Annotated in this window: 12 protein-coding genes; 7 read left to right on the top strand and 5 right to left on the bottom strand. The window is 39.2% G+C overall.

Annotated elements, in window-relative coordinates; genetic code table 11:
* Nucleotides 1–125 precede the first annotated feature (125 nt).
* Together GVV19_RS02915 and GVV19_RS02910 are read left to right on the top strand one after the other, a co-directional pair.
* Entirely contained in the window at nucleotides 126–1853 is a 1728-nt protein-coding gene (locus GVV19_RS02915; protein WP_159645382.1) for an ABC transporter ATP-binding protein, read from the top strand.
* 9 nt (nucleotides 1854–1862) lie between these two features.
* A complete protein-coding gene (locus GVV19_RS02910) occupies nucleotides 1863–3620 on the top strand; it encodes an ABC transporter ATP-binding protein (protein ID WP_159645380.1) in 1758 nt (585 codons plus the stop codon).
* A 26-nt stretch (nucleotides 3621–3646) separates the two neighbouring features.
* Here GVV19_RS02910 and GVV19_RS02905 read toward each other — a convergent pair whose 3' ends face one another.
* From GVV19_RS02905 to GVV19_RS02885, 5 genes are read right to left on the bottom strand one after another with little or no spacing between them, the layout of a single operon-like run.
* Nucleotides 3647–4201 carry a glycoside hydrolase family 73 protein gene (locus tag GVV19_RS02905; protein ID WP_159639582.1) on the bottom strand — a complete coding sequence of 185 codons (555 nt, stop codon included), beginning with the start codon at nucleotides 4199–4201 and terminating at the stop codon, nucleotides 3647–3649.
* A complete protein-coding gene (locus GVV19_RS02900) occupies nucleotides 4191–4982 on the bottom strand; it encodes an ABC transporter permease (RefSeq protein WP_159635868.1) in 792 nt (263 codons plus the stop codon). The genes GVV19_RS02905 and GVV19_RS02900 overlap by 11 nt, the downstream gene beginning before the upstream one ends.
* On the bottom strand, nucleotides 4982–5611 hold the full coding sequence (locus tag GVV19_RS02895) for an ABC transporter ATP-binding protein (protein WP_159645378.1): 630 nt from the start codon (nucleotides 5609–5611) through the stop codon (nucleotides 4982–4984). Before GVV19_RS02895 ends, GVV19_RS02900 begins: the two co-directional genes overlap by 1 nt.
* A 50-nt stretch (nucleotides 5612–5661) precedes the next feature.
* Nucleotides 5662–6414 carry a type I methionyl aminopeptidase gene (map, locus tag GVV19_RS02890; protein ID WP_159639579.1) on the bottom strand — a complete coding sequence of 251 codons (753 nt, stop codon included), beginning with the start codon at nucleotides 6412–6414 and terminating at the stop codon, nucleotides 5662–5664.
* On the bottom strand, nucleotides 6401–7225 hold the full coding sequence (locus tag GVV19_RS02885; RefSeq protein WP_159635859.1) for an AraC family transcriptional regulator: 825 nt from the start codon (nucleotides 7223–7225) through the stop codon (nucleotides 6401–6403). Before GVV19_RS02885 ends, map begins: the two co-directional genes overlap by 14 nt.
* A 172-nt stretch (nucleotides 7226–7397) precedes the next feature.
* On the opposite strand from GVV19_RS02885, the gene gnpA reads away from it, so the two are divergent.
* The 5 genes from gnpA (at nucleotide 7398) to GVV19_RS02860 (ending at nucleotide 15402) form a co-directional block, all read left to right on the top strand.
* The gene (gene gnpA / locus GVV19_RS02880) at nucleotides 7398–9578 is read left to right on the top strand and encodes a 1,3-beta-galactosyl-N-acetylhexosamine phosphorylase (RefSeq protein WP_159645376.1); all 2181 of its coding nucleotides are present in this window, start codon (nucleotides 7398–7400) and stop codon (nucleotides 9576–9578) included.
* The gene (locus tag GVV19_RS02875; protein WP_159645374.1) at nucleotides 9556–9729 is read left to right on the top strand and encodes a DUF6903 family protein; all 174 of its coding nucleotides are present in this window, start codon (nucleotides 9556–9558) and stop codon (nucleotides 9727–9729) included. The genes gnpA and GVV19_RS02875 overlap by 23 nt, the downstream gene beginning before the upstream one ends.
* A 207-nt stretch (nucleotides 9730–9936) precedes the next feature.
* Nucleotides 9937–12231, top strand: a complete 2295-nt coding sequence (locus GVV19_RS02870; RefSeq protein ID WP_159645371.1) for an InlB B-repeat-containing protein — start codon at nucleotides 9937–9939, stop codon at nucleotides 12229–12231.
* Nucleotides 12232–12538: 307 nt separating this feature from the next.
* A complete protein-coding gene (locus GVV19_RS02865; protein ID WP_159645369.1) occupies nucleotides 12539–14362 on the top strand; it encodes an aminotransferase class I/II-fold pyridoxal phosphate-dependent enzyme in 1824 nt (607 codons plus the stop codon).
* Nucleotides 14359–15402, top strand: coding sequence for a DUF1015 family protein (locus GVV19_RS02860; RefSeq protein ID WP_159645367.1), 1044 nt, complete (start codon nucleotides 14359–14361; stop codon nucleotides 15400–15402). The genes GVV19_RS02865 and GVV19_RS02860 overlap by 4 nt, the downstream gene beginning before the upstream one ends.
* Nucleotides 15403–15647 lie beyond the last annotated feature (245 nt).

Genomic DNA, 15647 nt, shown 5'->3' with positions numbered 1-15647 from the left:
ATGTTCATTTTCAGAAAATTAAAAATCAAAAATTCACGTTGCATCTCTGTATACAATAAAAAATAAGTCTTGTATAATGTTCGAGACTTACCCAACGAAATGATATTAAAGAGGAGAAAATGTGTATGGATATTTTAGGGAAATACATAAAAAAATATAAATGGTGGTTTGTTGCCTCATTTGTATTAATTGGAACCTCTGCAGCAGCACAGTTAATCCAACCAAACATCCTTGCAACAATCATTACAGCAATTGTTCAACAGGACACAAGTACAATTACACGATTGGGTGTAATTCTGATCGGTTTAGCATTGCTTGGATTTGTAGCAGGGATTCTAAATACCGTCATCGCAGCACGAATTGCACAACGTGTTGGGAGTGAATTACGCGGGGAAATTTTTGAAAAGGTACAAGAATTTTCCTACAGTAATATTGAAAAATTTAGTGCAAGCAATCTCGTGATTCGTCTTGTTAATGACACGCAACAAGTTCAAAACTTGATCATGATTATGTTGCAGTCCTTAACACGTATCCCAGTTATGTTTATTGGTAGTTTCATTCTCGCAATGACGGTTTTACCACAATTCTGGTGGATTGTTATTTTAGCGATTGCTCTCGTTGGCCTTGTTGTCGGTGCAGCTTTTGGAAAAATGGGACCACGCTTTGGAAAAATCCAAATGTTAATTGAGAAAATCAATGCGATTGCAAAAGAGAACTTCATTGGTATGCGTGTCGTAAAATCATTCGTCCAAGAAGATTCAGAGAAAACTAAATTCAACGCAGAAAGTGACATCCTCACTAAAGAAACAATTCAGATTGGCTATATCTTCTCAATTATGATGCCATCCTTTTTCCTCATTATGGATACTGGTATTGCACTTGTTATGATTTTGGTAGGACGTAGTGCGGAGGTTGATCCAAGCATTATTGGAAACTCCGTGTCCTTTATTAGTTACTTAGTTATGGTAATGATGTCCTTAATGATTGGTGGAATGATGGTAAGCTTCTCATCACGTGCTTTTGTTTCTTTAGGACGTATTAAAGAAGTAATGGAAACCGTACGTGATATGGATTACGTGAGTGAATCTGAACCAATTGCTACAGGGGATGTTGTCTTTGAAGATGTGTCTTTTGCCTACGCAGAAGATGCACCTGATACCTTGAAACATATAAGTTTCAGTGTTAAACATGGTGAGACTTTGGGGATTGTCGGTGCTACGGGTGCTGGAAAAACCTCCTTAGTCCAATTGATGGCACGTATTTATGACCCCTCATCGGGTCGTGTGCTCATTGGAAATCAAGACTTAAAAGCTGTATCTGAAGCGGTCTTGCGTCAAGATGTTGCACTTGTGTTACAACGACCAACATTATTCTCAGGAACCATTGCGGATACAATTCGCCAAGGGAAAAAAGATGCAAGTCTTGAAGCAATGCAACGGGCTGCGGATATAGCCCAAGCGTCTGAGTTTATTGCGAAAGAGCCCAAAGGGTTTGAGTCAGAAGTATACCAACGGGGTGCTAACTTCTCAGGAGGGCAAAAGCAACGCTTGTCTATTGCTCGTGGTTTAGTTGGTAATCCTAAAGTATTGATTCTTGATGATAGTACCAGTGCTCTTGATGCGAAGAGTGAGAAAAAAGTTCAAGAAGCTTTAAAAACAGACTTACCCAATACAACAAAAATTATTGTTTCTCAGAAAATCTCATCAATCATTCACGCTAACAACATTCTCGTTCTTGATGATGGTGAATTGGTGGCTCAAGGTACTCATGCATCACTCATGAAAACGTCGGAAATCTATCAACGTATTTTTGAATCGCAAAAAGGGAAAAACCTATTTGCGTCAGAAGAATAGGAGGTACTTATGAAAAGCACATTAGGGTATTTTTGGAAATATATCAAAATCCACAGTCTCAAACTGTGGGTTGTGATAGCAGCATTAATCGTAAGTACATTCTTAACGGTTAAATCACCAGAATTTATTGGTGAAGGAATTAATGAATTGGGTGCCTATATCATGGGTAGCCAAGACAAATCAGGATTCTTTAGAGTTATTATGCTGATGATCATCTTTGCGGTTGCATCATGGGTATTCAATTTGATTCAAAACGTATTAATGTCGCAAATCTCAGGAGATGCAACCAATGATATGCGAAAAGATCTCTTTGAAAAACTCGAAGGACTTCCAATTGAATATTTTGACAAATCGAATGATGGCGACATTTTGTCACGATTTACCAGTGACTTGGATAATATTTCAAACACGTTAAACCAATCCATCCATCAAATAATGGTTAATACATTTATGCTTGTTGTAACAATAATAATGATGTTCATGAATCATGTTGAATTGTCTTTTGTAGTCTTGTCCATGTCACCCTTGATTATCGGTGCAGCCATCTTCATTATTAAGCAGGCACAGAAATTTGTAATCTTACAACAAAAACGTGTCGGGGAAATGAACGGCTACGTTGACGAACAGTTTTCAGGCCAAAAGCTGGTTATAGCGAATGGTTTGCATGATGCATCGCGTACACAGTTTCATGAGAAAAATGAAGCATTGTTTGAAGCAACGTTTAAAGGACAGTTTTATTCAAACGTCCTCTTCCCAACACTTCAAGGTCTTTCGATGCTAAGTACTGGAATTGTAATCTTCTATGGTGCGTGGATGACATCGGTTGGTCGCCTCCCTATAGCACAAGCTGCGGGTACCATCTTCTTATTTACACAATATGTACGAATGATTTACCAACCTTTATCACAGATTGCATCCCAATATACACAAATGCAGTTGGCGTTTGCTGGTGCATCACGTATCATGGAAGTACTTCAGGAAGAAGATGAAAAAGATCGCAGTACAGTAACGGCGATCGATGGCATTCATGGTGATGTTAATTTAGTGGATGTATCGTTTGGTTATGATGAGTCATTGGTTCTTCATGGTATTAATATATCAGCAGATAAGGGACAAATGGTCGCACTTGTTGGTCATACAGGTTCTGGTAAAACAACGATTATGAATCTTCTAAATCGCTTCTATGATGTCCGTCAGGGGCGAATCGAATTTGATGGTCGCGATATTCGCGATATCTCATTACCAACTCTACGGAAGCATGTCGGTATCGTACTCCAAGATTCTGTGTTGTTTACAGGTACAATTCGCGATAATATTGCTTTTGGAGATCCTCAGGCATCCCAGGAAGCCATTGAACGCGTTGCGAAACAGGCTAATGTCCATGACTTTATCATGACGCTTGAAGATGGTTATGATACGATTGTAAGCGAAAGCAACAGTCGTATGAGTGTTGGTCAAAAACAATTGATTAGTATTGCGCGAACGATGTTGGTAGATCCAGATTTATTAATTCTAGACGAAGCAACAAGCAATGTTGATACTGTAACCGAAGCTGACATTCAACAAGCAATGGATGTTGTTATTGAAGGGCGCACAAGTTTTGTAATTGCGCACCGCTTAAAAACGATCCTCAAGGCAGATAAGATTGTAGTTCTAGAGAATGGTCGTATCATCGAAGAAGGAACTCATGAGTCCTTACTCGCAGATGGAAATCATTACGCCGAACTATACAATAACCAATTCGTCTTTGAAACTACGATTGATTAAAAAGAAACCGCACCTTATGTGCGGTTTTATTGTGTCAAATCATACTCAAATAAGCGATAGGTTTCGATAATCTCGATGAGTTTCGCAGCGTAATTTGGGTCGGTCGCATAACCACCATCCTGTAAAGCTTGAGCGGCTTCGCGATAAGTTCGTGCTTCACGAACCCCATCATAGCGGGAAAGATACATCAATTCAGCATGGTCCGCAATGGATGTTCGATAATCGGGGTATCGTCGAAAGGTATCATCCATTGAGGCAAAGGCACCATCTTCGAACTCAGTTGTGGTAACAATATAGGATTCCCCGTGATAGTCACCCTTAATCCCAAAGAGATTATTTGCTTCGGTAGACAGTTCGCTTTGGCCCCAATTGGACTCAAGAATAGCTTGCGCGTAGACAACACTTTTAAATGTCGGATGCGGGGTCATATTGACATTCAAGGTTTCAATAAACTGCTCTTGAAACGATATCTCGGGCTCTGAAAAATGATTGCGAATCATCATGAAACCCATGGATAAGACGAAAACGAGTAGAACCCATCCAATCATACTTGGTTGTTGTTTGCGTCGTTTACTGCTCATGTTGATACCAAGTTATTTGTTTGCGTTGCGAGATTAAAGTAGGGTATCCCCAGTATAGAGCCACAAAGGCAGTCAAGGTGACACTCGTTGCAATCGAAATCATGATTGCAATTTGGTACATAATAGCCGTAAGTGGTAATGTACCCGACAGAATTTGCCCTGTCATCATCCCTGGTAATGCGATAATTCCCATGTTAAGCATGGAGTTTAACGTTGGGATGAATGCCATTTCTAAACCATTTTTTACATGTGGCATAAGAATTGCTTTAGGTTCGATACCGGCATTAAGGAGTGTTTCGGATTTTGCACGTTCTTGGTCAAGGTTTTGTGTGAAGGCTTTAAGACCTAGGTTCACAGCTGTCATCGAGTTTCCGAAAATCATTCCACCTAAGGAAATCGTATATTGTGGGTTGAAGAAATCGGTACGAACGACCAGTGTGACAAAAAAGACAAGAATTAGTGTACCGCACCCTGCGATGGCCATGACAATGCGACGACGAAAGGCTCTATTCAAGCGTTGATTTTGCTTAAGAATACGGTGGCTTGCAAAGATAACCATTGCAACTAAATAAGCGACCACAAATAAAGGGTGGGGATTACCGAAGACATATGTTAAGACTAGCCCTGCAAGGTAGAGTTGAATCGACATCCGTAAACTTGCTACGAAAAGCAGTTTGCTTTGGTCGATTTTTGCATATTTCATAATTGCTAAAACGAGTATGAGTAATACATAGACAGTTGAAAATTGTAGAATATCGAGTTGAATTATTCCAGAGTTCATTAGTTTTCACCTCGTTTCACAGCACTAAAGTCAATCAATGCATCTGCGTATTCACGCGCCAAATCAGGATCGTGACTGATAACGAGTGCGGTCATTTGCTTGGTTTTTATATATTTTTTAATATTTTCGAGAACTTTTGAACCTGTAGTTTTGTCTAATGCAGCTGTCGGCTCATCTAATAAAAGGACCGTCGTCGCAAGTGACACAAAGATTGCAATGTAAACGCGTTGTCGTTCACCACCAGAGAGAACATCAACATTCTTATCGAGATCAAATTGTGCTTCGGCAATTTTAAGAAATGCTGATATTTCAGTATCAGTTAGTGGTGCTAAATGTCGTAGCTCTCGGAACTGATTAAAATTAGTACGGATGGTTCCAGGAAAGAGAAAAACTGATTGACCACATAAGAGTAAATCTTGACGCAGTGCGATAGGGTCTAAGGTATTAATATCACGGTCATGATAATATATTTGGTGGTCGTCGACCGACAAAGTACTGTTTAAAAGTTTGAAAAAAGTACTTTTACCGACCCCGCTGGGTCCGATGATGAAACTCATAGACTGTGCTTCAATTGTGATGTCTGGGTACATCAACATGTTTTTAAAGGTTAAATTTTTGGTATGTATCATAAAATCCTCCACATCAATTATAACGCAAAAAAAAGAAAAAGTAGGAGATCCTACTTTTGTAATGTGAGAATATGAGGTTTACCATCTGTAATGGCGAGTGTATGCTCGTACTGGCAACTTAGTGAGCCATCTACAGTGCGTGCGGTCCATCCATTTGAATCCAGTTTTGCATAGTGAGTGCCAACATTTACGATGGGTTCAATCGTGATGACCATGCCTTTTTTGAGAAGCGTACCGGTCCCTTTTTGACCAGTAAATGGAACCATTGGGTCTTCGTGAATGGTAGGTCCCAAACCATGACCCGTAAATTCTAAAGACATTTTATAGCCAAATTGTTGGATATATTCATCCATGACAAAACCGATGTCACCCGTACGATTTCCTACAACAGCTTGTTCAATGCCTAATTCAAGTGCCTTCAGTGTTGCATCCATAAGTGTTTGGATGGGTTCTGGTGCATTGTCTCCAACACAGTAAGCCCAACATGAATCGGATAAGAATCCGTGCAAATCAATGCAAAAATCAACTTTAACGAGGTCATTAGCCTTTAAAACTTGTGATGTTGGAAAACCATGGCACATTTCATCGTTGACGCTAATGCAGGTTGCATATTTGTAGCCTTGATAGCCAATTTGGGCAGCGGTTCCGCCGTTCTCTTCGATCATCGATTGGACAAATTGATCAATATCGTGCGTTGTAATTCCAGGTTTAATAAAGGTGCGTAGCGCTTCGTGAACGCGTGCAAGCAGTTGCCCAGATGCTTCCATTCCTTCAATTTCACGGGCAGATTTAAGTGTTATCATGGTGTTCTCCTTGTTGTTTAAATGCTGATGGTGACATCCCTAATTTCTTTTTGAAATATGCAGAAAAATGGGTGGCACTGTTAAATCCGGTTGCGGTAGCAATATCGGATATCGAATGGTTGGAGCGCAAGAGCAGTTTCTTTGCTTCATTCAACCGTTTGTTGAGTAAAAATTCGATGGGTGAGTATCCTGAATGATCTTTAAAGATATGGGATAAGTAGAACTTATTAAAGAACGTTAAGTCGGCAAGTTCATCTAACGTAATATCCTGTTTATAATGCGTATTAATATAGTTTTCCACGAAGATACATTCATTTTTGCCCTCAGTTTGTGATTGTTTGATGGACATTTTTAAATGTGTGCGTCGCAAAATATTTATAATGAGAACATTAAGAAGATGATCAGATACGGATTCTAAAAAAGCATCCGGTGACTTAAATTCTTGTAATAGTGAGCGCAAATAGAAAAGCACTTCATGCTTATATTCTTGGTAATTATGCATAGAATAACCACGATATTCATCCTCGTTGGGAATAAAGGTCATCCCTTGGATTCCCAATACGATATAAACTAGTGGATCTTCATTACTACTCATCTCTGTATGCATTATATTCGAGTCAATAATAATTAAATCATCACTTTGAACATTGACAGTGTATCCATCAAAGAAGAGAAACTTTCCTTTTCCCGATACGACGTAAAAGAGTTCGGTGAATGAATGGGAATGCAAAATAGAGTGCCAGTTTTTTTCATAGGCGTACTGCTCAATGCTTAAAAGCTTAGGTTTCACGGTCTGATTTTTTTTGTTCATGAATGAAGAGGCTCCTTACTTCTTAGTCTATATGTTTTTAACCGAATGTCAATTATTAAGAAAATGAAATTATAGCAAGATACCGTAAATTGTCCACAATTTACGCATTGTCGGGCTTCAATAAGATTGGGTATGATGGGTGTAGAACGAAAATAGAGATTAGGAGTTTATTATGAGCGAAACAAAAGGCCGACTTACATTACCTGGCGAACATGAATTTTATGATGAAACGAAAGAATTGATGCGACGATGGGGAGCTGATGCAATCCGTGATAGTGATGGGACGAAGTTAGAAGAACGTGTTAAAGATTTGGATGCAAAAATCTATACAACATATTTTGTAGCACGAAACTATAACGAGTTTGCCCTTCAACACTTGGATGAAACCCAACAAATCTTTGTTATGAGTGAACGAACCATTGCAACGTCGACCCATATGACGATTGAAATTTTGAAAGGGTTCTTCACCGAACAAATTCAACCCAATACCCTAGAAGATCCGAAAGAATGGTGGCAAGTACATAACCGAACAACGGGTGAATTACTCCCTGTGGATGCATGGACTTATGATGCAACGACACAATCCGTCACAATCAATAATGTGCAACCCTTCCATGAATACACAGTCAACTTCTTAGCCTTTGTAATGTGGGATCCAACACAAATGTACAATCACTTAACGAATAATTGGGGTGATGTTCCGAAAGACATACCGTTTGATGCTCGAGGTCCCAAATCATGGGAATTCATGAAAGCAACATTGCAGACATGGTTAAAAAACAATCCTAAGACAGACGTGGTCCGGTTTACTACCTTCTTCTACCATTTCACCTTATTCTTTAACGATATGAAAAAAGATAAGTTTGTCGATTGGTTTGGCTATGGCGCTAGTGTGTCACCAGCAGCCTTGAAAGCATTTGAAGCGGAACATGGTTATCGTTTGCTTGCCGAAGACTTCATCCAAGCAGGAACGTACAACTCGACCTTTAACGAACCAACCCAACGTTACCTTGATTACATTGATTTCCAACAGCGGTTTGTCGCAAGTCGAGCAAAAGAACTGGTCGATATGGTTCATGCCCATGGTAAAGAAGCGATGATGTTCCTGGGTGACAACTGGATTGGTACCGAACCGTATGGTGACTATTTTGCTTCAATTGGTTTGGATGCCGTTGTTGGTTCTGTCGGAGGCGGTGCGAGCCTTCGTGTTATTGCAGATATTCCACATGTTAAATACACTGAGGGTCGTTTCCTGCCTTACTTCTTCCCAGATACCTTCCGTGAAGGAAATGACCCTGTAATTGAAGCATCAGATAATTGGTTACGTGCACGTCGTGCAATCATGCGTAAACCTGTGAATCGTATTGGCTATGGTGGTTATCCAAGTCTTGCTTACCAATTTCCGAAATTTGTCGATTATGTCGAACGGATTGCCGATCAATTTAGAGATATTATTGAAAACATTGAAGACGTAAAACCACATGCCAATTTAACGGTTGGAATTTTAAACTCATGGGGTCGTTTACGAACCTGGCAAGCCTTTATGGTTGCGCATGAATTGTGGTACAAACAAACATACTCTTTCTACGGCATGATGGATGCTCTTAGTGGCATGAGTGTGGATGTGAAATTTATTAACTTCGACGATGTGAAGCAAGGTGCCTTAGCGGACATTGATGTTGTGATCAATGCCGGTCAAGCAGGAACTGCGATGAGTGGCGGAAGCAATTGGAATGATCCAGAAGTTGTAAGTATCATCCGCCAATGGGTTCATGAAGGTCATGGGTTCGTCGGTGTGGGTGAACCCAGTGCATACGATAAATCTGGAAAATTCTTCCAACTTGCAGATATCTTAGGGGTTGAGCGGGAACGTGGTCTAACACTTTCATCAAACAAATACTTCTATACTGCCATGGAAAAACACTTCATCACAGAAGACAAAACGCAACCATTCGAAAGTGGTGAACCTGTAACGAATATTTATGCAACCCATAAAGAGACTGAAGTCATCGATATCCAAGATCAAAATGTAACGATTGCGGCGAATCAATACGGTCGCGGTCGCGGTGTCTATTTATCAGGTCTTCCATACTCTTCGGAGAATGCGCGCATTCTCTACCGTAGCTTATTCTATGCCGCAGGAAAAGAAACAGAACTACACCGTTGGTTCTCGACAAACTTTAATTGCGAAGTGAATGTGTACCCAGCGATTGGGAAAGTTGCAATCATCAATAATACCGCCGATGAGCAACGCACAACAGTTTATGACGGTAATGGAAATGCCCACAGTATGATTCTGAGAAGTGAAGAACTCCGTTGGGAGGTCCTTGATGAAAACAGTATTATCATATAGTCTTCAATTTGTGATGTTTATTGTTGGCGGATCCTGTGTCGTAATTGGTCAAAAGACGGTTGGGATTCAAAGTTTGGGCATCATGCTCATTGGTTTGGTACTTCTCTTAAGCGTTCTCTACCGCTACAATAAGCGTTATCAAATATCATAAAACTGTATTAATGCTATGAGGATTGAGTGCACAATACGTGTTGCACTTAGTCCTTTTTCTTATGTTTTTTTACATTGGTAATACCGCAAATGACGGCGGTAATCTATCATCAAGAGGGATGGATTTACATCTAAGAATTTCGAGAGAATCTCACATTAATTTAAGGTATAAATTGGTAAAATAGGTCTAATAACCAAGGGGGTAAATATGAAGAAAATACTAAGCATTAGTTTAGTTGTTTTACTGTATATTATGGCATTGCCAATCGGTGCTGAAACGCGACCGGGGAGTGCTACATATTCAAAAGATATTTTAGATGTTGTCTATGCGACAGCACGTGATAATCAGGAAGAAGATTTACTTGTCGATGATCAAGCAGTTGATGAATACGTAAAAATGATTCACAGTGTGGGGCCAAGCTACCAATCAACAACAGATCAAAAGAATTACTATATATTCGATTATAAGGGAATTGAAAAATTCGAAAATTTAGCCGAATTAACTATCGTCGTGGATTTAGGAACAATGGGCGAAACAGGAACCCCAAAGACCATACAAAATCTAACAACACTTCCTCAAGAATTTTATGATTATGGAAGTGGAATTCGTATTTTTGCAGCCGAGTATTCAACTGAAACCGGAACGTACGAACAATTGGGTGATACCTATTGGGGTGACAGTGATCCAGCAACAGCGAAAACGCTCAACCACAATACATTAAAAACGTATCAAACAATTTTCATTTCAGAATTAGTCTCAGTGTCCGAACAATACACAGGGTCACGCGTCACCGTATACTTGGATGAAGCAGATCCACTCATTGTCAATTTAAATTGGTTGGCAGGGCTGAATCGAAATATGGATTATGAAATCGAAGCAGAATCACCAGATCGTTTCATACGACGTCCAGTGCGCCTTGAAAGCCTGGATGATACTTTGTTTTATGCAATCACAATTGAAGATGAAAACATTCCTTATGTAATTCGCACAGAAGGCAATACCTTCCAAAAAGCGAATGCAAACCAAAAAACAGTGGGAATTGATTTGGATAATTTAGCGTATTTTATTGATAGTTCATTGGGTGATGATGAAGTAACGACGATTCCCTTCAAAGTCAAAGCAACGCTTGCGGATGGTCGTATATTTGAAGCTGACCGAATTTATTATGATGATGTTGATAAAATAGACGATGACGAACGCTACACCTTCTTTTATGATTTTGATACCGATACCTCAATCGTTGGAAGTATTCAACGGATTGATTTGTATATAGCGAAAATAGATTTAGTCACAGAACGACTTGCTGAGAATTCAGCACTGTATGATGCATACGATATGGGAGAAATCGAAGATATTGGATCTTATATGGATACCGATTTCTACCGAATGGATCAAGGGCTTGTTTTGCATTCCTATGCTTATGATGGATTTGATATTAATAAAGATATGAATGTCATAAAACCAACATATCTTCCTGCCTTTGATGCTAAGTATGATGTCTATTTTGATAGTCATGGCGGTGACACGGTGGCACCAGTGCTTCAAGTGTACATCGGAACCCAAATTGCAAAGCCCGCTGATCCAACTAAGGCTAATGCAATTTTCAAAGGATGGTTTACTGATGAAACATTCACAACATCATGGGATTTTGACCAAGACTATGTCGATAAGACAATAACCTTGCACGCAAAATGGGAAGAACTAGCAGTGGATACTTATGATGTGAATTTTGAAAGTAATGGCGGAACGGCGGTAGCAGCACAGCAAGATTTAGAAGCAGGTGCAAAAGTCGTGAAACCAAGTGATCCAACCCGTACTGGATTCACATTCGCAGAATGGTATACAAGCCCAACATTTGAAACAGTTTGGAACTTTGATACTGATACCGTCCAAAATACAATGACACTGTATGCGAAATGGAATCAAAATCCAGGTGTAAACACCTATGATGTGAACTTTGAAAGTAATGGTGGAACAGCAGTAGCACCGCAACAAAACTTAGAAGCCGGTGCAAAAGTCGTGAAACCAAGTGATCCAACCCGTACTGGATTCACATTCGCAGGATGGTATACAAGCCCAACATTTGAAACAGTTTGGAACTTTGATACTGATACCGTCCAAAATACAATGACACTGTATGCGAAATGGAATCAAAATCCAGGTGTAAACACCTATGATGTAACGTTTGAAAGTAATGGTGGAACAGCAGTAGCACCGCAACAAAATTTAGAAGCCGGTGCAAAAGTCGTAAAACCGAGTGATCCAACCCGTACTGGATTCACATTCGCAGGATGGTACACAAGTCCAACATTTGAAACAGTTTGGAACTTTGATACTGATACCGTCCAAAATACAATGACTCTGTATGCAAAATGGAACCAAGAAGAAGCTGTTTTACCGGCGACAGGATATGCAGACAACTTGGCAATCTTTGTCGGGGGTGTTGTAGCAGTTCTAGGACTTACAATGCTTTCATTCCGTCATAAGAAAATAAAACAATAATCATAAACTGAAGCCGAAAGGTTTCAGTTTTTTTATAGATTCTTGGAAATTTTTGGGATGCGAACGTCGATGAGCAACACAGCAACACCAGACGTGAGAATGTAGCCAATTCCATTGGAGCTCATATTTTGTGAAGAAAAGTATCAATAAAACAGATGTCATGAAAGTTACACATTCAGCCGGAAAATGTGCACGCTGACCACAAGAAAATGGACGGTCAAGAAACAAGGGTTTCAATGTAATGTTCATTTGTGATAGAATTACAGTATATTTGAACAAAGATACAAATCTTTGCATGGAGGCAATTATGCAAGCATTAATACTCGCAGCTGGAATGGGGTCTCGTTTGGGGAACCTTACTGAAGTTCATCCAAAATGTATGGTAGAAGTCAATGGCACATCAATGATTGAACGTGTACTTCGTCAATTGGATACTAAGAACTTAGAACGTATCATTATTGTGGACGGATACCAAAACGATGTACTAGAATCATTCATTAACAAATTTGAGATTAAAACACCAATTCAATTTATCACAAACGAAATCTATGATCAGACGAATAATATCTATTCTCTGTACTTAGCCCATGAGTTGTTGATGGAGTCGGACACGATTCTTCTAGAATCCGACTTAATCTTTGATGAAGCACTTCTTGACGTCATTCTTGATGATCCGAATCCGAATAGTGCACTCGTATCGAAGTATGAAGCATGGATGGATGGAACCGTTGTAACACTTGATAGTACAAAAACAATTACGGATTTCATTGGTAAACAAGCATTCAATTATCAACATACCGATACTTACTACAAAACAATCAACATTTATAAGTTTAGTAAAGAATTTTCAAAAGATGTATATGTTCCGTTTATGGAAGCTTACATGAAAGCTTCTGGCGTCAATGAATACTATGAAAATGTGCTTAAGTTTGTTGTAGAATTACCGACTGTTGCGTTCAAGGCTGTAGTTAACGATGGCATTACATGGTATGAAATTGATGATGTTCAAGATCTTGATATCGCTCAGGTAATGTTTGCACAAACTGCCCGTCAGAAACTTGATTTAATGCAGAAACGTTATGGTGGATACTGGCGTTATCCACAATTAATCGACTTCTGTTATCTGGTGAATCCATTCTATCCAAATGCGCGTCTGTTGGATGAAGTCAAAGCCAATTTTGATCGTCTGGTTCGTGATTATCCATCCGGTATGGGTGTTAATACATTGCTAGCAGCAAAACATTTTGGCTTGCGTCCAGAACACGTCGTCATCGGAAATGGCGCTGCTGAACTCATTAAATCCCTTATGGAAACACTAAAAGGTAATATTGGGGTTATTACACCTACTTTTGAAGAGTATCCCAATCGCTGTGGACATATGCATGTAATACCATTTGATAGCTCGATTGTAGATTACCAATACGATACAGAAACACTGATTGATTTCTATGAAGATAAGAATCTTGATTCGCTAATACTCATTAACCCTGATAATCCGTCAGGAAACTATATAACCCATGATAATGTAATCAAACTACTTGCATGGTGTCAGCAAAAAAATATCCGACTTATTCTCGATGAATCATTTATCGATTTTGCAGAAAGTGATGATGCGGGTACGCTCTTGAAATCAGATATATTGGATACTTACCCAAATCTGTACTTGGTTAAGAGTATTTCCAAATCATATGGCGTTCCAGGATTCCGACTTGGAATTCTTGCGACAGCAGACACATCGATGATCGCCCATATTAAAAAAGATGTGTCCATTTGGAACATCAACTCCTTTGGTGAGTACTATATGCAAATTGTTGATAAATATAAGAAAGACTTCAAACAGGCGATGGTTCAATTTAGAGCGGTTCGTCGCGACTATGTGGATCAGTTGAATACAATTCCAAACCTCAACGTCTATCCATCTCAAGCGAACTACATCATGATTGAAATTTTAGGTAATCATACAGCACAAAGTGTAACTGAAGAACTTCTTGATATGCACAATGTTTTTATTAAAGACTTATCAACAAAAGCTGGCTTCAAAAAAGAATTTATTCGAATCGCGGTGAAACGTCCTGAAGAAAACAAGATTCTTGTGGAAGGATTGCGTACAATCATGGAGCGTGCTTCATGAAACTCTCACCTTTAAAAAAGAGTCATCTGAACGTAAGTGGCCATGTTTATGGACCTGACTTCATCAATCTTGCGAAAATAACCGATGATTGCATTAATTTTGATGAAAAAACCCGTTTTCTAAATCAGGATGAGAAAGATATTCTAAATGAACAAGCAATTGTTGCTTATGAGAATGTTGTTTACATCGTTGAAAGAGATGGAAAATACTGTGTCATATGTAATGTAGATATGAGTGATTATACAGATGGTAATTTGATTACTCACGAACTTGTGTTACCTGACATCATTCAGGGGATGCTCAGCAATCTTAAAGCATATAATGCAGAAACTGCGCCGGTGTTTTTGATGAGTCCAACGGACCTGCAACTGAAAGATATTGTGGAAACATTCGACCATGAAACTGTTCAAATTGAAGCAATGGCCGTTCACATTTTCAAGGAACCCAATGCTAAACGAATCATGCAACGACTTAGCAGCATAGAGACACTGATTGTTGGGGATGGTCATCATCGCCTCTATACAAGTTCTTTATGGCGTCGTAAAGGTACAATTTTCAGTTGCTTGATGAGTATCGATGATATTGAGATTAATAGTATTGATCGTATGATTCCTTACGTTGATGATGCCTTATTCTCAAAAGCGATGACATTCATTCAGAATCAGTTTGAAGTATCTGACGCTAGTGGCCCATTAACCAAAGGAATGGTCCGTGTGAGCCGTGGTACTGAAAGCGTCAATGTTAAATTGATCGACCTAGAGTCCGATGATTTTTGGAACAATGATGTTTATAGACTTAACACACAGATTCTGTCACAAGCATTTGGAATCTATGATACAAGTCAATTAGAGTACTATATTAGTTCTAAATCATGCAAAGATAAATGCAAACATAATATTCAAGCGGTCCAGTTAGAGCTTGCACCTATCTCCAAAGAGGAAGTCTTGTTTGTCTCGAGTAAGCGAGCAATCATGCCTCCCAAATCAACTGCATTTGATCCAAAGTTTCCATCATTCTTGATTTTTAATGAATATCAGTAACTCTTTGAAGATATCACTTTAGTCATTTGGTGACATATTTTGGGGTAGTGATGACGTCAAGCCCGCAAAGCGGTTGTTACTGGCTATACTATGAAAGAATCATTGTTAAGGTACTTGGGACTTTAACGCGGTTCAAGAATTCACAGATAGCAATATGTTGGTGGGCATAATGATATCTGATGGCACAATAAAACATAATGATAATGCTAAACGTTTATCACATGCGGGAATAGTAGTTCACGATA

This window comes from Erysipelothrix anatis, assembly GCF_009828745.1.
GTDB classification, from domain to species: Bacteria; Bacillota_I; Bacilli_A; order Erysipelotrichales; family Erysipelotrichaceae; genus Erysipelothrix; species Erysipelothrix anatis.
The sequence above is the reverse complement of the archived record's forward strand: the minus strand, read 5'-3'. Positions and strand labels throughout refer to the sequence as shown.